The organism is Halovulum dunhuangense (genome assembly GCF_013093415.1).
Classification (GTDB): domain Bacteria; phylum Pseudomonadota; class Alphaproteobacteria; order Rhodobacterales; family Rhodobacteraceae; genus Halovulum; species Halovulum dunhuangense.
Genome location: NZ_JABFBC010000001.1, coordinates 1,799,969 through 1,816,275 on the forward strand (window position 1 = coordinate 1,799,969; position 16,307 = coordinate 1,816,275).

The window sequence follows — 16,307 nt, forward strand, 5'->3', positions numbered from 1 at the left end:
TGGGGGACTATGGGCCGCGGGTGGGGAAAGGGCAACTAGATCGCGGCGTTGAGCCGGGAAAGCGCCTGCGCCACGACCGGGGTTGCGACATGGTGGGGCATGTGGCCCACGCCTTCGAGCAGGGTCAGCCGCGCCTGGGGGATCGCCCGGGCGAAGGGGATCGCGTGGATGTCGGCGGGCACGATGCCGTCGGTATCGCCGTGGATCACCTCGATCGGCATGCTCAGCCGGTCGTAGCGGGGAACCATCCGCCGCAGATGGCCCTTGAGATTGCCCACGTCGGCTGCGTTCGCGCGCACCGTGGCGGGGCGCAGGGCAAGGTCGGCGCCGACATTCTCGGCATAGCCCTCGGGCGGGCGCTGGGGCGCGAAGATGCGGTCGAGCGCGCCGCGCACCAGGCTGTCGGAAGCCAGCGCCGGCAGGATGCGCGACACCAGCGGCCCGGTGACGGGATTGCCGGCCAGCCCGTACATCACCCCCACGCCGCCCGGCCAGACCTGGCTGGGGGCCGAGATCAGGACAAGCCCCGGCACCCGGTCCGGGGCGTCGATGGCCCAGGCCAGCGCTACCGAGCCGCCATAGGAATGGCCCATCACGATCGCCTCGCCGAAGCCCAGCTGCGCGGCCGCCTGCCGCATCAGCCGCGCCTGCACGAAGGGATCGTCGCCATCGCGTGCGGGGCGTTCGGAAAAGCCCAGGCCCGGGCGGTCGAACATCAGCAGCGTGTTCTGCCGGCCAAGCGCCTGCGCGGGGCCGATGGTCCAGTCGCGCAGGTTGCCGCTGGCGCCATGGATGGCGACGGCCTTCGGGCCGCGCCCGGCGATCTGGTAGTGCAGGCGGGTGCCCTCGACGGTAATGAAATCGCCCGAGGGGCGGGTGGCAGCCTGGGTCAGGTCACTCTCCGTGGATGCGGCGCAACCGGCCAGGCCCGCCAGCCCGACCGCGGATGCGCCCAGCACAAGCGCGCGGCGGCGCGGATCAGGCCTGTCCGATTTCTCCGAGGTCGAAGGGCGTGGTCTGATATATCTCATTGATCCAGTTGCCATAAAACAGGTGCGCATGGCTTCGCCACCGGTTCTCGGGCCTGCGCGTCGGGTCGTCACCGGGGAAGTAGTTCACCGGCAACTGGATGGTATCCCCGCTCGCGACATCGCGATCATACTCGGCCTTGAGCGTGGTCGAGTCGTATTCGAGGTGATTGAGCATGTAGAGCGCCCGGTGGCAGGGATCGTCCACCAGGCAGACGCCCACCTCGTCCGAGGCCATGAGGATCTGCAACTCGGGCTCTGCCTCGATGTCCGAGAGGCGCATCTCGGTCCAGCGGCTGACGGGCACCACGAAATCGTCCGAGAAGCCCCGCAGATAGGGCGAGGCGGGGGCGAGATTGCGGTGCCGGAAGCAGCCGAAGGCCTTTTTCGGCAGGGTGTCCTTGTGGATGCCGTGGAAGTGGTTGAGCATCGCCATGCCACCCCAGCAGACCCCCATCGTGTGATGCACATGGGTCTGCGTCCAGTCGAAGATCTCGTGCAGCTCGTCGATATAGGTGACCTGGCCGAACTCCAGATGCTCGATCGGCGCGCCGGTGATGATCAGCCCGTCGAAGCGGCGGTCCTTGATGTCCTGGAAGCGGTGGTAGAACGCCTCCATGTGCTCGGCCGAGGTGTTGCGCGTCTCGTGCTCGGACATGCGGATCAGCGTAAGCTCGATCTGAAGGGGCGTCGCGCCGATCACGCGGGCGAACTGCGTCTCGGTCTCGGCCTTTTTCGGCATCAGGTTCAGAAGCCCGATCTGCAAGGGACGAATGTCCTGCCGCGCCGCCCGCTCCTCGGCCATGACCATGACACCCTCGCGCGAGAGGACGTCATAGGCGGGCAGGTCGGCAGGCAGCTTGATGGGCATGGAGCTGTGTTTCCGTAACTGTGTTCAGGCGCGCTTAAATGGCCGCTCGCCCGGCTTCTGGCAAGGCCCGTGCGATCAGGTGCTCGAAATCGCGGGCCTCGCGGACCCGTGCCACGTCGTCGGCCTCGATCGTGACGCCCCAGTTCCGCGCGATGGCCGCATAGATCGGCAGGCGATGTTCGAGCAGCCGGCGAAAGCCCCAGCGGATGAAGTCGTCGGGATCCACTTCCGCCTCGGCCACGCCGCGCGCGGCGCGGTAGTCGTCCCAGATCCCGCGCAGGAACCCTTCGGTGTAGTACATCGGCTTCGGCGCCTTCGAGAAGCGCGCGACCAGCGCCTCGACATGGGCGTCCGTGCCGCGGATCCACACCGGCAGGATGTTCGACGACAGCGGCTTCAGCACCGGATCCTCGGGGTTTTCGGGGTCCACGACTTCGCAGAGCGAACCGGAGGTGTCGGCCACGAAATGCGGATAGCCGTAGATCGCCTCGGCCTTGTCCGCGAAATGCAGCGCATCGAGCGTTGCCGCCACTTCGGCCTCGTGGTGCTGGCGCTGGCGGCGGACATATTCCTCGAAGGGGATGCCGCCCTTTTCGGGGTTGCCGGGCTTGCCCAGATAGGTCGACAGCGGGGCCAGATTCTGGAAGGTGATGTTCGACGCGATGTAGATCGAGTCCGACATCAGAAGCTCGCGCAGGAACGGGTTGCGCATCGCCTCGCGCTTGAAGTTGTCGACGATGTGCTCGCCCATGTAGCGGGTGCCGATGCGGAAATCGACGCTGTAGTGGAACCACTGCCCGCTGTCGCGCAGGATGTTCGAGACATGGGTCTTGCCCAGCCCCGACATGCCGAACAGCGCCACCCGCTTGTTGGGCGCGGCAAGCCAGTCGCTGGCGGTGCGGTAGAGCATGGCGGGCCTCCCGGTGGGGTCGCGGTCGGCGCCATCGGTAATCGACGGGGCGCGGGCCTTCAAACGAAAAACGCCGCGCCCGTAGGCGCGGCGTCGTCAATCCCGGCGCGGGCGGGGTTACTTTGCCACGGCCGCCAGCGAGGTGGTCAGGATCGACTCGGCCTCGGCGCGGTCGCCCCAGCCGATGACCTTGACCCACTTGCCCTCTTCCAGATCCTTGTAGTGCTCGAAGAAGTGCTTGATGCGGTCGCGGGTCTTCTGCGGCACGTCGTTCAGGTCGTTGATATGGGCCTGGAACGGATCGACCTTGGCCACCGGCACGGCGATCAGCTTGTCGTCCATGCCGCCATCGTCTTCCATCTTCAGCACGCCCACGGGACGGCAGCGGATCACGACGCCGGGCTGAAGCGGGAAGTCGCACAGCACCAGCACGTCGGTCGGGTCGCCATCCGCGTGCAGCGTGTTCGGCACGAAGCCGTAGTTGCAGGGATAGAACATCGGGGTGTTCACCACGCGGTCGACGAACACCGCGCCCGACTCCTTGTCGATCTCGTACTTGACCGGCGCCCCGCCCGCGGCGCCGCCGGTGATCTCGATGACCACGTTGATGTCCTGCGGCGGGTTCTTGCCGGCGGGGATCTTGTCGATGTTCATGTGTCAGCTCTCCGTTCGTGATGCGGGATCGGCGCCGCCCGTAGCATGGATGCTGCAAGCGCGAAAGCGCCTTGTGCGGCGGCCGTCCGGGGCAGGGGCGTTTTGCCGCCCGCGCGGCCCGGGCCGTGGCGGATTTCGCGATTGCCAGCGGGACCGCCGCCGGCTTAGCGTCGGGCCATGATCCGGCAGCTTGTTCCCGCGCTTCTCCTGGCCCTTGCCGCCCCCCTGCAGGCCCAGCCCGTGCAGATGGAGGCCCTGTCGCCCGAAACGGCCCGCCTGATCCGCCCGGTGGCCGAGGTGGCGGCGCGTGACCTGCAATCGATGCCCGCGATCCGCCTGACCACCCGGATGGCCGATGTCTGCGGCGGGGGCGATGGCAACCCGCTGATGCGCTACTGCACGTCGGAGAACGTGATCTTCGTGGCAAGCCAGCTTGGCACGGCGGTGCCGGATGCGCGCGCGGCCTCCTACATGCTGGCGCACCAGCTGGGCCACGCGGTGCAGGTGCGCCACGGACAGGCCGATCTGGCGCTGGCCGCGATCCGTGCCGCCCCCGCGCGCGAGGCGGTGCTGCGCGGCATGGTCACGCGGCAGGTGGAATGCATCGCGGGCGTGCTGCACGGCCGTGCCTTCGGGGCCGAGGGTCCGTCGATCGCCGACTGGTTCGGGGCCGAGCCCTTCACCGATGCCCATTGGGGCCGGGCGCCGGTGGGCGGGGGGCCGCGCGTTTCCATCGGGCTTGGCCCCCGCGACGAATGGTTCCGGCGCGGGCGCATGGCGGGAACCCTTTCGGGCTGCGCGGTGGACGAGCTGGGGACCGAGAGGATCGAGCGCGCCGCGCGCTAGAAGCGGAAGTTCAGGCCCAGATGCGCCACGTCGGTGTCGGCGCTGTCGGCATTGTCGCGCATGTTCGACAGGTGGAACCAGCCAAGGCTCAGATCCGCGCCCTCGGTCAGGGGCAGAGTCAGGTCGACGCCGCTGCGGAACTGGACCAGCTCGCCCCCGTCGAACCCGCCGCCGATGTCGGACTGGTAGAGCGCGGGACCGACAAAGGGCGTGACCGTCGCGCCCGACAGCGTGAACGTCTTGCCAAGCCCCGCCGACAGGAACAGGTCGCCCTGATCCGAGGCGCCGAAGCCATAGACCATCCGGAACCGTTCGAATGCGAGGTCGTCGGGGCGTGCGGTCAGGATCACGAAGGCGTCGGGCTCGGTGCCGGTGCCGCCGTACTGGGTGACGCTGCCAAGGGTCACAGCCACATCCATCCGCGCGCCATCGGGGGGCGGCAGATCGCCCGGCGCGAACAGGATGGTCGCACCCAGCGCCCCGATCAGTTCGGCATAGCTCAAGCCCAGCGGCATGTCGTTCACTCCCCGTCTTGCGTCGACCGTTGCTAGCGGGATCGCGCGGCCTGCGCCAGAGGGGGGCGCGTCATTCGCCGGGCGCTGATGCGCCGAGGACGCGGTCGAGAAAGCCCGTCAGCCGCGCCAGCGCCTCGAGGCCGGCCGGGTCGCTCAGGTCGAACTGGTATTCGTGCCCCAGCGGCGGCTGGCGGTCGGGCTCGAAGAACAGCCGGTCCACCTCGACGCCCTTTGCGGCGATGCTCTCGGCCAGGATCGCGGATTGCGGCGCCAGCGGGTCGCCATTGCCGACCGAGACGAAGCTGGGCGGGAAGGCGGGCGTGACGTGGCGCTGCACCGCCATCTGGGCAAGGCGCGGATCGCCCGCGATGTCGCGCTGGCCGAAATAGGACCAGACGGCGGTCTCGACGAAGCCCGCGAACGCGCCGCCGCCCGTGAGCAGGGTGGGGTCGTAGATGCCGCAGAAGAGCACCACGCCCGATGGCGCGACCTGCGGCGGGGCGATGCCGAGCGTCTCCCCGTAGGCGGGATCGGTGAGGGCGGCGGCAAGCTGGCCCGCGATCTGGGCGCCCGCAGAATCGCCTGCGATCACATGGCGTTGCATGTCGATGTTAAGGATGTCGGCCGCGCGGTTCAGATGCTGCAGCGCGCGGGCGGCCTGCTGCACCGGCACGGGGTAACGCGCTTCGGGCGCGCGCGTGTAGCCAAGCGCGATCGCGGCCACGCCGCGATCCGCGAGAAGGCGCAGGTAGCCCGACAGGTCCGAGCGGTCGCCGGCCACGAAACCGCCGCCATGGATCCAGATGACGACCGGGTGCGGGCCCTCGCCTGCCGGCAGGTAAAGGTCGAACCTCTCGCGTGGCGCATCGCCGTAGGGGATGCCGACGCGAACCTCCACCGCGCCGGTGGAGTATTCCGCGAGCGCCGCATTGCGCCGCTCTGCATCTTGGCCAAACGCGTAGCGGATCAGGAGCACCCTGGGCCAGGGCGTGAAGACCCAGGCCGCAGAACCGAGCAGGCCCGCGACCAGGACAAGACCGACAAGGATGCGAATGCTTCGCCGCATGTGCCCACTCCGCTGATCGGGGTCAGCGTAGCGCAGCGTCGCGGTCACGTCGCCCGCTATCGGGTGGGTGGGCCGTGGCGTCGTCGCGTTGGTCCCGCCGGATCGCGGTCGTCTCCCGGCCCCGGCGGCTGGGCTTTGTTCGCGTCTGGTGGGCGCGGAAGGCGGCTTCGTCGGTGAAAGCTTCCTCGACCGTCCGGACCAACGGTGGGCTCGACGCGAAAGGACAGGCAGGCGGGTACGGCGCAGGTCAGGGCGCCGCCCGGCCGGATCATTCCAGTTCGATCGTGCCCGGCGGCTTCGAGGTGCAGTCGTAGAACACCCGGTTCACGCCCGGCACCTCGTTGATGATACGGGTCGCGGTCTCGCCCAGGAAGTCGTGGCTGAAGGGGTAGTAGTCGGCGGTCATGCCGTCCACGCTGGTGACGGCGCGCAGCGCCAGCGCGTAGTCATAGGTGCGCCCGTCGCCCATCACGCCCACGGTGCGCATCGGCAGGATCGCGGCGAAGGCTTGCCAGATATCGTCGTAAAGCCCGTGCTTGCGGATCTGGTCGATATAGACCGCATCCGCCCGGCGCAGGATCGCAAGCTTCTCGCGGGTAATCTCTCCGGGGCAGCGGATGGCGAGGCCGGGGCCGGGGAAGGGGTGGCGGCCCACGAAATGCGCGGGCAGGCCCAGCTCGCGGCCCAGGGCGCGGACCTCGTCCTTGAAGAGTTCGCGCAGCGGCTCGACCAGTTTCAGCCCCATCTTCTCGGGCAGGCCGCCGACATTGTGGTGGGACTTGATGGTGACAGAGGGGCCACCCGAGAAGCTGACGCTTTCGATCACGTCCGGGTAAAGCGTGCCCTGGGCCAGGAACTCTGCCCCGCCCACGGATTTCGCGTGCTTCTCGAACACTTCGATGAACAGTCGGCCGATGGTCTTGCGCTTCGTCTCGGGGTCGCTGACGCCCTCGAGCGCGCCAAGGAACAGCTCGCTCTCGTCGGCATGGATGAGGGGGATGTTGTAGTGGCCCTGGAACATGCCCACGACCTCGTCGGCCTCACCCTCGCGCAGCAGGCCGTGATCGACGAAGACGCAGGTGAGCTGCTCGCCGATCGCCTCGTGGATGAGGACGGCGGCAACGGAACTGTCCACGCCGCCCGAAAGCCCGCAGATCACCTTCTTGTCGCCGACCTGCGCGCGGATCTTCGCGATCGCCTCCTCGCGGTAGGCGCCCATCGTCCAGTCGCCGGTGAAGCCCGCGAGCCTTGTGAAGTTCCGCAGGAGCCGCGCACCGTTGGGCGTGTGGTGCACCTCGGGGTGGAACTGCACCGCGAAGAAGCGCCGCGCGGGGTCGGCGATCATGGCGAAGGGCGCGTTGGGCGAGGTGCCGATGACCTCGAAGCCGGGCGCAAGCTGCGTGACGCGGTCGCCATGGGACATCCAGACCTGTTCGCGCCCGCTCTCGAACCAGCCGGAAAAGATCGAGTCGTCGCCGTGGCGGCCGGCGGGGGCGACATAGGCGCGGCCGAACTCGCGCTCGTGCCCGCTTTCCACCCGGCCGCCCAGCATGTCCATCATCACCTGCTGGCCGTAGCAGATGCCGAGGATCGGCAACCCCATGTCGAACAGCGCGCGCGGCGGCCGCGGCGCGTTGTCGTCGAGCACGCTGGCAGGTCCGCCGGACAGGATGACCGCCTTTGGCGCCATCTCGCGCAGCAGCTGTTCGGTCACCGCCTGAAAGGGGTGGATCTCGCAATAGATGTTCGCCTCGCGCAGGCGGCGGGCGATCAGCTGGGTCACCTGGCTGCCGAAATCGACGATCAGCAGGCGGTCATGGGCTTTGTCTGTCATGGCGCGGCTTTAGGGCGCGCGCCGGATTCGCGCAAGTGGGGCGGCGCGGCCTCAGCCCCGTGCGGGGGCAAGGCCGGCTTCGGCGATCAGCGCGGTCAGGACCGCGACGTGATCGGCGACCGAGTAGGTCGCGTCATTCGTGCGGCGTGTCGTTTCGAGACGGGCCTCCCGTTCGATCAGGCGCGAGGCGGCGTCGCGTCCGATGGCGGCGTCGCGGACGATGCGCGGCAGGTCGCGGTCGCGGTGATAGAAGGCCAGCCCCTTGCGGGCGGCGCCCACCAGCATGCGGGGGCGGTTCAGGGTGGCGAGCGTGTCGGAAAGGCTGGGCATGGTCGTGATCCTGCGGTTGGAAGAAGGGCCCCAGTATCCACGACACAACCGAGCGTTGCATTTTTAGGCGAAGCAGCGAACGCACGTTTTTGAAAAAGGTGAAAATAACGCAAATTTACGCAATTTAACTGCGCATTTACCAAACAACCATAGGTGGTGATGCTCTGGATTTTGCAGAGTAGAGCGATCTCATATGACGCCATGCGCCCCACCTGATCGCGAGTTCGTAAATGGTCCCGGAAGGAGTGGCGGCCGGGGACTTCCCGGCCTGCCCCCCGCTGTAAGCGCTTATCTGGCCCATACCGAGGGCGGCCTGCCGATCCGTGCCATAGCACGAATCCGGCAGGTCCAGCCCTCGACCATCCTTCGCCAGATCCGCCGGATCGAGTCCCGCCGCGAGGATCCGCTCCTCGATGCGGCGCTCGACCTGCTCGCAGAGATCCTTCCGTCCGATACCGAAACACACACCCTTTCGGAGGACTGGGCAAAGATGATCGAGAACGACAAGCCGCAAACCCGTGAAATCGAGCGAGAGGCCCGCCGCATCCTGCGCCGCCTGTGCGAGAAGGATGCCTTCCTGGCCGTGGCAGACGGCATGGAAAAGGCGGCGGTGCTGCGCGAGTCGGTGCCGGGCCGGCACACGCGGACGGCGGTGGTGGACCGCGAGGTGGCGCACCAGTTCGCGCTGCGCGACTGGATCGCCTGCGCGGGCAGCGGCAGGATCGCGCGCTACACCGTGACCGAGGCGGGGCGCGCCGCGCTGAAGCGGCTGCTGGCCGAGGAACGGCAGGCGCGCTCCGAGGCGGATCCGGTGGTCACGCCCTTCCGAGCCCAGCACCAGGACTGGGGCGAACGGCGGGTCATGCGCCATGACGGCCGGGGCGAGACGCAGCTGCGCTGCAACCTGGCCGAAAGCCCGCTGACCATGCTGGGGCGCAAGCGGGACCGGGACGGGACGGCCTATCTTGCGCCGGAACTCGTGGATGCGGGCGAGCGGCTGCGCGAAGATTTCGAACTGGCGCAGATGGGGCCGCGGGTGACGCAGAACTGGAACAGCTTCCTCACCCCCTGCGACGGCCCGTCGCCCATCGCGCGCGGCCCGGCCGAGGGGCCGGCCGCGGCCCGCGCCCGGGTCCAGGCCGCGTTCGCGGCGCTTGGGCCGGGACTTTCGGACGTGGCCTTTCGCGTGTGCTGCTTCCTGGAGGGGCTCGAGACGGCGGAAAAGCGGCTGGGCTGGTCGGCGCGCTCGGGCAAGGTGGTGCTGCGCATCGCGCTAGAGCGGCTGGCGATGCATTACGGCATGGCGCGGCCCGCGCAGGCGCCGATGGTGCGGCAGGCCTGAGGCCGGGCGGAAATCATGGGGCCGGGGCGCGGTGTACTGCCCCGGCCCCATGCGTTCGAAGGGGGAAGACCGGGCTGGCGCAGGTGGTCCGGGCGGGTATGCTGCTTGCAGGTCCCGTCGGGGGGCGAAGGCGCCATTGCCGGGGATCTCAGGTGCGAAGACGATCGGCCCGGCATTCGGGCGCAGGAGACCGGATGGACCCGACCGACATATGGATCGAGCCCCAAGGCCGCACCACCCGCCTGTGCTACACCTGCGAAAGCCGGTTCTCGCGCCTGATGGTCTATGTACTCGCGCCTTTTCTGGCGTTGGGGCTGCTGGCTCTGGTCGCCGCGACCATTCACTCGAGCGGGGCGGTCGCTGGGGTGGCCGTGCTCATGCTTGCGCTGGCGGTCCTGTGGCTCGTCCAGCGGTTTCACGCGCGACGGGACGTCCACGCGATCACGTTCGAGCCGGCCGTCCTGGTGGTGGGCGACCGATCCATCGACAAGCGGAAGATCACGGGCCACGGACGGTCGGGGCTGGGCGGGGATGTCGTCGTTCCAGCCGACGGTCTGCCACGGAATTTCACCCCGGGCCCGCATCTTTTCGTCGAGACGGACGGCCGCCAGCTTCCGATCACACCGGCGATGCGCAGCGACCAGGCCATTCGCCTGCACCGGCAGTTCGAGGCGCTGTACGATACATGGAAGGCGGCCCCTGCGGAGTGACCTTCGATGGACACCCCGCAGGCGCGTGACGGACGATCCGGCGCAATCGACTGGCCCGTATCGGTGGGGATCGGTCGGGCTGTCCCGTTCTTCCGGTTCAGGCGGAAGCGGCGGCGATGATCGGGCCGAAATCCTCGGCCTTGAGCGAGGCGCCGCCCACCAGGCCGCCATCCACATCCGCCAGTGCAAAGATTTGGGCCGCGTTGCCGGGCTTGACCGAACCGCCGTACAGGATGCGCAGCGCGTTGGCGACCGGATCGCCGAAGCGTGCCGTCAGATGCGCGCGGATCGCGGCATGCACCTCGGCGATCTCGGGCAGGGTGGGCGTGCGCCCGGTGCCGATGGCCCAGACCGGCTCGTAGGCGATCACGGTATTGGCGGCGGTCATGCCGTCGGGGAGCGACCCGTCGAGCTGGGTGCGGATGACGTCCAGCGCGCGGCCCGCGTCGCGTTCGGACTCTGTCTCGCCCACGCAGACGATGGCCACGAGGCCCGCACGCCAGGCGGCTTCGGTCTTGGCGCGGACCACGGCGTCGCTCTCGCCATGATCGGCGCGGCGTTCGGAATGGCCCAGGATGACATGGCTTGCCCCGCAATCGGCCAGCGTTTCGGCGGAAACGTCGCCGGTATGCGCGCCCGAGGGCTGCGCGTGGCAGTCCTGCCCGCCGATGGCATAGGGTGCGGCCCCGTCGGCCAGAAGCGGGATCAGCGGTGCGGGCGGGCAGATCACCACCTCGCAGCCGGGGTCGGGGTGCGCGGCCTTCAGCGCATCGAGAACCGCGCGCGAGGCGCGGGTTCCGTTCATCTTCCAGTTACCGGCGGCGATCTTGCGGCGCATCACTCTCTCCCGCTGATGGATGTCGGGGAGGGACTAGCAAAGGCCCGGGCGCGGCGCAACGCGCGCGCGGCCCTCACATGTCGGCGAACTTGATCGATTCGCCGCAGCCGCAGGCTTCGGTCACGTTGGGATTGTTGAAGCGGAAGCCGGATTCCAGCAGCGAGGTCTGGTAGTCGATCTCGGTTCCGAACAGGAACATCTGCGCCATCGGCGCGATCATCACCCGCGCGCCGTCCTGTTCAACCACCTCGTCAAGCGGATCGACGCTGTCAACGTAGTCCATGGTGTATTCCATGCCCGCGCAGCCGCCTTTCTTGACGCCGATGCGCAGCCCCTTGGTGCCGCCCTGTGCCATCAGCTTCGCGATCTGGCGTGCGGCAGCCGGGGTCATGGTGAGGGGGGATTTTCCGGGGATGGAGAACATTGCCTTCGCTTTCGTTTGCCACGTTGTGAAAGGTAAGCCCTTGCGGCTGGCGCATCAAGGCCGGGCGGGGTTGCCGCGGACGGTGACGCCGGGGGCCACGTCGCGGGTGACGACCGCGCCCGCGGCGATGATGGCGTCGTCGCCCACCGTGATACCCGGCAGCAGGATCGCGCCGCCCCCGATCCAGACGTTGCGCCCGATGGTGACGGGGCGGCCAAGTTCCAGCCCGGCGGCGCGTTCCTCGGGGCTGCGCGGGTGGTCGGCGGCGTAGATCTGGACGGCGGGGCCGATCTGGGTGCCGTCGCCAATGGTGATGTCGCAGACATCCAGCAGCACGCAGCCATAGTTCAGGAACACGCCGTCGCCGATGCGTATATGGGTGCCGTAATCGACCAAGAACGGCGTGCGGATCACGCTGCCCGCGCCGATATGGCCCAGCAGCTCGCCCAGGATCTCGCGCCGCAGGTCGGCATCGTCCAGCGTGGTCTGGTTGTATCGCTTCATCAGCCGCTGCGCGCGGGCGCGCATTCCGGCCAGTTCCGCATCGCCGGGCCGATAGGGCAGGCCCGCAAGCATTTTCTGCCGCTCGGACAGGCTGGGGCTCACATGAACCCCAGTTCCAGCCGCGCCTCGTCGGACATCATGTCCATGCCCCATTGCGGCTCCCACACCAGCTGGACGTTCACCGTCTTGACGCCCGGAAGCGGTTCGATGGCTTCCGCGACCCAGCCCGGCATCTCGCCCGCGACCGGGCAGCCGGGGGCGGTCAGCGACATGGCGATCGAAACGTCGCCCTCGTCGCTGATCTCGATGGTGTAGATCAGGCCCAGATCGAAGATGTTCACCGGGATCTCGGGATCGAAGACGGTGCGGCAGGCCTCCACCACGCTGTCGTAAAGCGGGTGATCCGTGGTCGAGGGCTTGATGAGCGGCGTGCCTTCCATCGGCGCGTCGGGTATCGCGGTCATGTCGGATCCTCTTCCAATTCCCGAGCAAACATATAGGAAATTCGAGCGGCAAGGTCCAGTGGGCGCGAGCCCTGCCGGCATTGCCAATCCGCGGGCTTTGGGGGATGTCTGCGCGACCATCACAAGGGGGCAGGACATGACCCGACGCTTCGGCTTTTCCATCCACGCGACCGACGGGCGCGCGCGCACCGGCGCGATCGAGACGCCGCGAGGCGAGATCCGCACCCCCGCCTTCATGCCCGTGGGGACCGCCGCGACGGTCAAGGCGATGCTGCCGGAAAGCGTGCGCGCGACCGGCGCCGACATCCTTCTGGGCAACACCTATCACCTGATGCTGCGCCCGACGGCAGAGCGCATCGCGCGGCTGGGCGGGCTGCACCGCTTCATGAACTGGGACCGGCCGATCCTGACCGACTCGGGCGGCTTCCAGGTGATGAGCCTGGCCGAGTTGCGCAAGCTGACCGAGGAAGGGGTGACCTTCCGCAGCCATGTGGATGGCGCGCGCCACAGCCTGACGCCTGAGCGGTCCATGGAAATCCAGCGGCTTCTGGGCTCGGACATCGTGATGTGCTTCGACGAATGCCCCGCGCTGCCCGCCGACCGCGCCCGGATCGAGCAGAGCATGCGGCTTTCGATGCGCTGGGCCGCCCGCTCGCGCGAGGCGTTCGGCGACCGTCCGGGGCATGCGCTGTTCGGCATCATGCAGGGCGGGCTTGAGCGTGACCTGCGCGAGGAGTCGGCGGAAAGCCTGAAAGCCATCGGCTTCGACGGCTATGCCGTGGGCGGGCTTGCCGTGGGCGAGGGGCAGGAGGCGATGTTCGGCGTGCTCGACTATGCGCCGGGGTTCCTGCCGCAGGACAAGCCGCGTTACCTGATGGGGGTGGGCAAGCCCGACGACATCGTGGGCGCGGTCCAGCGCGGCATCGACATGTTCGACTGCGTGCTGCCCTCGCGCTCGGGGCGGACCGGGCAGGCACTGACCCGGATGGGGGCCGTCAACATCAAGAACGCGCGCCATGCCGACGATCCGCGGCCACTGGACCCGGAATGTTCCTGCCCGGCCTGCACGCGGTATTCCCGCGCCTATCTGCATCATGTCTTCAAGGCCGGAGAGATCATCTCCTCGATGCTGCTGACCTGGCACAACCTGCACTACTACCAGGAACTGATGCAGGGCCTGCGCGACGCCATCGCCGCCGGAAGGTTGGCCGATTTCGCCGCATCCTTCCACGCGCGCCGCGCCGAGGGCGATCTGCCGCCGGTCTGACGCGAGGGACCGCTTGCGCCCGGCGGTCCGAGGTCTAGGATGGGCAGGGCAGGGGTTCGCTTGAAACCCGGCGCGGGGCGTCACATCTACCCATACCAAGGATGGAGGCGCGGCGTCGCTGGGAAAACCGGGGCCCGCGCTTCGCAGCAGAGGACATGATAATGACAGAACAGAGCAGCATCACCCACCCCGTCCTGCCGCTTCGCGACATCGTGGTGTTCCCGCACATGATCGTGCCGCTTTTCGTGGGCCGCGAGAAATCCGTCCGCGCGCTGGAAGAGGTGATGCGCGACGACAAGCAGATCCTGCTGACCTCGCAGAAGAACGCGGGCGACGAGGATCCCAGGCCCGAGAACATCTTCCGCACCGGCGTCCTGGCGAATGTCCTGCAATTGCTGAAACTGCCCGACGGCACCGTGAAGGTGCTGGTCGAGGGCCGGCAGCGCGCGCGCATCGTCGAGTTCCTCGACAACGACACGTTTTTCGAGGCGCGGGCCGAGCTGATCGACGAGGTGCCGGGCGATGCCGCCACCACCGAGGCGCTGAAGCGTTCGGTCGTGGAGGAGTTCGAGCGCTACGCCAAGCTCAACAAGAACGTCCCCGAGGAGGCCGTGCAGGCCGTGACCGAGGCAGAGGACGCCGCCAAGCTTGCCGACACCGTCGCGGGGCATCTGGGCGTGCGGCTTGAGCAGAAGCAGGACCTGCTGGAGACATCCAATGTCGCCGAGCGGCTGGAGAAGGTCTATGGCCTGATGGAGGGCGAGATGAGCGTCCTCAAGGTCGAGAAGAAGATCAAGACCCGCGTCAAGTCGCAGATGGAGCGCACCCAGCGCGAATACTATCTGAACGAGCAGATGAAGGCGATCCAGAAGGAACTGGGCGACGGCGAGGGTGGCGCGGACGACGCGACCGAGTACCAGGAGCGGATCGGCAAGACCAGGCTCTCGAAAGAGGCGAAGGAAAAGGCCGAGGCCGAGCTGAAGAAGCTGCGGTCCATGAGCCCGATGTCGGCCGAGGCGACGGTGGTGCGCAACTACCTCGACTGGATGCTGTCGATCCCGTGGGGCAAGCGCAGCCGCGTCAAGAAGGACCTGCGCAACGCCCAGGAGATCCTGGACCAGGATCACTACGGGCTGGAAAAGGTGAAGGAGCGGATCGTCGAGTATCTTGCCGTGCAGAGCCGCGCGAACAAGCTGCGCGGCCCGATCCTGTGCCTGGTCGGCCCCCCGGGCGTGGGCAAGACCAGCCTTGGCAAGTCGGTCGCACGGGCCACGAACCGCGAATTCATCCGCATCTCGCTCGGCGGTGTCCGGGACGAGGCGGAGATCCGCGGCCACCGTCGGACCTATATCGGCTCGATGCCCGGCAAGATCATCCAGTCGATGAAGAAGGCCAAGACGATCAACCCGCTGATCCTGCTCGACGAGATCGACAAGATGGGCCAGGACTTCCGCGGCGATCCGGCGTCGGCCATGCTCGAGGTGCTCGACCCCGAGCAGAACGCGACCTTCATGGATCACTACCTGGAGGTGGAGTACGACCTGTCGAACGTCATGTTCATCACGACGGCGAACTCCTACAACATGCCGCGCCCGCTTCTGGACCGGATGGAGATCATCTCGCTTTCGGGCTACACCGAGGACGAGAAGCGCGAGATCGCGCGGCATCACCTGCTCGACAAGCAGCTCAAGGGCCACGGCCTGAAGAAGGGCGAGTTCGAGCTGACCGACGCGGCGCTGACCGACATCATCCGCTACTACACCCGCGAGGCCGGGGTGCGGAACCTGGAGCGCGAGCTTGCGAAGCTGGCCCGCAAGGCGGTGACGCAGATCGTAAGGGGCGATACGGCGAAAGTGGTCGTGACGCCAGAGAACCTGGAGGATCTGCTGGGCGTGCGCCGCTTCAAGTTCGGGCTCGCGGAAGAGGCGGACCAGATCGGCGTGACCACGGGTCTGGCCTGGACCGAGGTGGGTGGCGATCTGCTGTCCATCGAGGCGCTGCGCCTGCCGGGCAAGGGCCGGATGAAGACCACCGGAAAGCTGGGCGAGGTCATGAAGGAATCGATCGAGGCGGCCAGCTCCTATGTCCGCTCCAAGGCGACGGACCTGGGCGTGAAGCCGCCCGAGTTCGACAAGATCGACATCCACGTCCACGTCCCCGAGGGCGCGACGCCCAAGGACGGGCCGTCTGCGGGGATCGCGATGGTCACCTCGATCGTCTCGGTCCTGACCCAGATCCCGGTGCGCCGCGATGTGGCGATGACCGGCGAGGTGACGCTGCGCGGCAACGTGCTGCCGATCGGCGGGCTGAAGGAAAAGCTGCTCGCCGCCCTGCGCGGCGGCGTCAAGACGGTGATGATCCCGCAGGACAACATGAAGGACCTGCGCGACATCCCCGACAACGTGAAGCAGGGGTTGCAGATCATCCCCGTGTCGAACGTGACCGAAGTGCTCAAGGTGGCGCTCACCCGCCAGCCCGAGCCGATCGAATGGGACGAGGAGGCAGAGGCCGCGGCCGCCGCCGCCGCCCGGACCGGCGAAAGCGGGGCAGGGGCGCAGGCCCACTGATCCGGGCCACAATGCGCAAGAAAGGGGGCGGTCCGAATGGGCCGCCCTTTTTCGTGGTGGGCGCTGTGGGGGACTTTCGGTGCATCGGGGATGGACAGACGTCGCGACCGCTTTTAGCCTGTGCCCATATAAGGTCG

17 protein-coding genes are annotated in these 16,307 nt (G+C 67.9%); 5 read left to right on the top strand and 12 right to left on the bottom strand.

Annotated features, from left to right (window positions below; genetic code table 11):
• Window positions 1-35: 35 nt before the first annotated feature.
• The 4 genes from HMH01_RS08710 to ppa all read right to left on the bottom strand — a co-directional run bounded on the left by HMH01_RS08710 (window position 36) and on the right by ppa (window position 3,463).
• On the bottom strand, window positions 36-1,031 hold the full coding sequence (locus HMH01_RS08710) for an alpha/beta fold hydrolase (protein WP_171324351.1): 996 nt from the start codon (window positions 1,029-1,031) through the stop codon (window positions 36-38).
• Window positions 979-1,899, bottom strand: coding sequence for a homoserine O-acetyltransferase MetA (gene metA / locus HMH01_RS08715; protein WP_171324354.1), 921 nt, complete (start codon window positions 1,897-1,899; stop codon window positions 979-981). Before metA ends, HMH01_RS08710 begins: the two co-directional genes overlap by 53 nt.
• A gap of 34 nt (window positions 1,900-1,933) precedes the next feature.
• Entirely contained in the window at window positions 1,934-2,809 is an 876-nt protein-coding gene (locus HMH01_RS08720) for an ATPase (protein WP_171324356.1), read from the bottom strand.
• Window positions 2,810-2,926: 117 nt separating this feature from the next.
• The gene (gene ppa, locus HMH01_RS08725; RefSeq protein ID WP_171324358.1) at window positions 2,927-3,463 is read right to left on the bottom strand and encodes an inorganic diphosphatase; all 537 of its coding nucleotides are present in this window, start codon (window positions 3,461-3,463) and stop codon (window positions 2,927-2,929) included.
• Between the two features lie 177 nt (window positions 3,464-3,640).
• Between ppa and HMH01_RS08730 the strand changes: the two genes are divergently transcribed.
• Entirely contained in the window at window positions 3,641-4,309 is a 669-nt protein-coding gene (locus HMH01_RS08730) for a hypothetical protein (RefSeq protein WP_171324360.1), read from the top strand.
• On the opposite strand, the gene HMH01_RS08735 is transcribed toward HMH01_RS08730, so the two are convergent.
• From HMH01_RS08735 to HMH01_RS08750, 4 genes are all read right to left on the bottom strand, one after another.
• On the bottom strand, window positions 4,306-4,824 hold the full coding sequence (locus HMH01_RS08735; RefSeq protein WP_171324362.1) for an acyloxyacyl hydrolase: 519 nt from the start codon (window positions 4,822-4,824) through the stop codon (window positions 4,306-4,308). The genes HMH01_RS08730 and HMH01_RS08735 overlap by 4 nt on opposite strands.
• 70 nt (window positions 4,825-4,894) lie before the next feature.
• Complete coding sequence (locus HMH01_RS08740) at window positions 4,895-5,890, bottom strand: alpha/beta hydrolase (protein WP_171324364.1); 996 nt, start codon at window positions 5,888-5,890, stop codon at window positions 4,895-4,897.
• A gap of 268 nt (window positions 5,891-6,158) precedes the next feature.
• Window positions 6,159-7,724, bottom strand: a complete 1,566-nt coding sequence (gene guaA, locus HMH01_RS08745) for a glutamine-hydrolyzing GMP synthase (protein ID WP_171324366.1) — start codon at window positions 7,722-7,724, stop codon at window positions 6,159-6,161.
• Between the two features lie 51 nt (window positions 7,725-7,775).
• Window positions 7,776-8,054 (bottom strand): DUF6477 family protein, encoded by a 279-nt coding sequence (locus tag HMH01_RS08750; RefSeq protein WP_171324368.1) that lies wholly within the window; start codon window positions 8,052-8,054, stop codon window positions 7,776-7,778.
• A gap of 193 nt (window positions 8,055-8,247) precedes the next feature.
• Between HMH01_RS08750 and HMH01_RS08755 the strand changes: the two genes are divergently transcribed.
• Window positions 8,248-9,396 carry a DUF6456 domain-containing protein gene (locus HMH01_RS08755; protein WP_246237299.1) on the top strand — a complete coding sequence of 383 codons (1,149 nt, stop codon included), beginning with the start codon at window positions 8,248-8,250 and terminating at the stop codon, window positions 9,394-9,396.
• A 194-nt stretch (window positions 9,397-9,590) separates the two neighbouring features.
• On the top strand, window positions 9,591-10,106 hold the full coding sequence (locus HMH01_RS08760) for a hypothetical protein (RefSeq protein WP_171324370.1): 516 nt from the start codon (window positions 9,591-9,593) through the stop codon (window positions 10,104-10,106).
• 97 nt (window positions 10,107-10,203) lie between these two features.
• On the opposite strand, the gene tpiA is transcribed toward HMH01_RS08760, so the two are convergent.
• From tpiA to HMH01_RS08780, 4 genes are all read right to left on the bottom strand, one after another.
• Window positions 10,204-10,944 (bottom strand): triose-phosphate isomerase, encoded by a 741-nt coding sequence (tpiA, locus tag HMH01_RS08765; protein ID WP_171324372.1) that lies wholly within the window; start codon window positions 10,942-10,944, stop codon window positions 10,204-10,206.
• Window positions 10,945-11,017: 73 nt separating this feature from the next.
• Window positions 11,018-11,368 carry a HesB/IscA family protein gene (locus tag HMH01_RS08770; protein WP_171324374.1) on the bottom strand — a complete coding sequence of 117 codons (351 nt, stop codon included), beginning with the start codon at window positions 11,366-11,368 and terminating at the stop codon, window positions 11,018-11,020.
• 54 nt (window positions 11,369-11,422) lie between these two features.
• Window positions 11,423-11,944: a sugar O-acetyltransferase gene (locus HMH01_RS08775; RefSeq protein ID WP_171325321.1), complete on the bottom strand. Its 522-nt coding sequence runs from the start codon at window positions 11,942-11,944 to the stop codon at window positions 11,423-11,425.
• A gap of 26 nt (window positions 11,945-11,970) precedes the next feature.
• Complete coding sequence (locus tag HMH01_RS08780; RefSeq protein ID WP_171324376.1) at window positions 11,971-12,336, bottom strand: SUF system Fe-S cluster assembly protein; 366 nt, start codon at window positions 12,334-12,336, stop codon at window positions 11,971-11,973.
• A gap of 136 nt (window positions 12,337-12,472) precedes the next feature.
• Here HMH01_RS08780 and tgt point away from each other — a divergent pair, with 136 nt between their 5' ends.
• Together tgt and lon are read left to right on the top strand one after the other, a co-directional pair.
• On the top strand, window positions 12,473-13,603 hold the full coding sequence (gene tgt, locus HMH01_RS08785; RefSeq protein WP_171324378.1) for a tRNA guanosine(34) transglycosylase Tgt: 1,131 nt from the start codon (window positions 12,473-12,475) through the stop codon (window positions 13,601-13,603).
• A gap of 161 nt (window positions 13,604-13,764) precedes the next feature.
• Window positions 13,765-16,170 carry an endopeptidase La gene (lon, locus tag HMH01_RS08790; protein WP_171324380.1) on the top strand — a complete coding sequence of 802 codons (2,406 nt, stop codon included), beginning with the start codon at window positions 13,765-13,767 and terminating at the stop codon, window positions 16,168-16,170.
• Window positions 16,171-16,307 lie beyond the last annotated feature (137 nt).

What these genes read in the sequence shown, in the direction of transcription:
- guaA (WP_171324366.1), bottom strand. Translation starts at nt 7,724, where the DNA reads ATGACAGACAAAGCCCATGACCGCCTGCTGATCGTCGATTTCGGCAGC.
- HMH01_RS08750 (WP_171324368.1), bottom strand. Translation starts at nt 8,054, where the DNA reads ATGCCCAGCCTTTCCGACACGCTCGCCACCCTGAACCGCCCCCGCATG.
- HMH01_RS08730 (WP_171324360.1), top strand. Translation starts at nt 3,641, where the DNA reads ATGATCCGGCAGCTTGTTCCCGCGCTTCTCCTGGCCCTTGCCGCCCCC.
- tpiA (WP_171324372.1), bottom strand. Translation starts at nt 10,944, where the DNA reads ATGCGCCGCAAGATCGCCGCCGGTAACTGGAAGATGAACGGAACCCGC.
- metA (WP_171324354.1), bottom strand. Translation starts at nt 1,899, where the DNA reads ATGCCCATCAAGCTGCCTGCCGACCTGCCCGCCTATGACGTCCTCTCG.
- HMH01_RS08780 (WP_171324376.1), bottom strand. Translation starts at nt 12,336, where the DNA reads ATGACCGCGATACCCGACGCGCCGATGGAAGGCACGCCGCTCATCAAG.
- tgt (WP_171324378.1), top strand. Translation starts at nt 12,473, where the DNA reads ATGACCCGACGCTTCGGCTTTTCCATCCACGCGACCGACGGGCGCGCG.
- HMH01_RS08710 (WP_171324351.1), bottom strand. Translation starts at nt 1,031, where the DNA reads ATGAGATATATCAGACCACGCCCTTCGACCTCGGAGAAATCGGACAGG.
- HMH01_RS08770 (WP_171324374.1), bottom strand. Translation starts at nt 11,368, where the DNA reads ATGTTCTCCATCCCCGGAAAATCCCCCCTCACCATGACCCCGGCTGCC.
- HMH01_RS08735 (WP_171324362.1), bottom strand. Translation starts at nt 4,824, where the DNA reads ATGCCGCTGGGCTTGAGCTATGCCGAACTGATCGGGGCGCTGGGTGCG.
- HMH01_RS08775 (WP_171325321.1), bottom strand. Translation starts at nt 11,944, where the DNA reads ATGCTTGCGGGCCTGCCCTATCGGCCCGGCGATGCGGAACTGGCCGGA.
- HMH01_RS08720 (WP_171324356.1), bottom strand. Translation starts at nt 2,809, where the DNA reads ATGCTCTACCGCACCGCCAGCGACTGGCTTGCCGCGCCCAACAAGCGG.
- ppa (WP_171324358.1), bottom strand. Translation starts at nt 3,463, where the DNA reads ATGAACATCGACAAGATCCCCGCCGGCAAGAACCCGCCGCAGGACATC.
- lon (WP_171324380.1), top strand. Translation starts at nt 13,765, where the DNA reads ATGACAGAACAGAGCAGCATCACCCACCCCGTCCTGCCGCTTCGCGAC.
- HMH01_RS08760 (WP_171324370.1), top strand. Translation starts at nt 9,591, where the DNA reads ATGGACCCGACCGACATATGGATCGAGCCCCAAGGCCGCACCACCCGC.
- HMH01_RS08755 (WP_246237299.1), top strand. Translation starts at nt 8,248, where the DNA reads ATGACGCCATGCGCCCCACCTGATCGCGAGTTCGTAAATGGTCCCGGA.
- HMH01_RS08740 (WP_171324364.1), bottom strand. Translation starts at nt 5,890, where the DNA reads ATGCGGCGAAGCATTCGCATCCTTGTCGGTCTTGTCCTGGTCGCGGGC.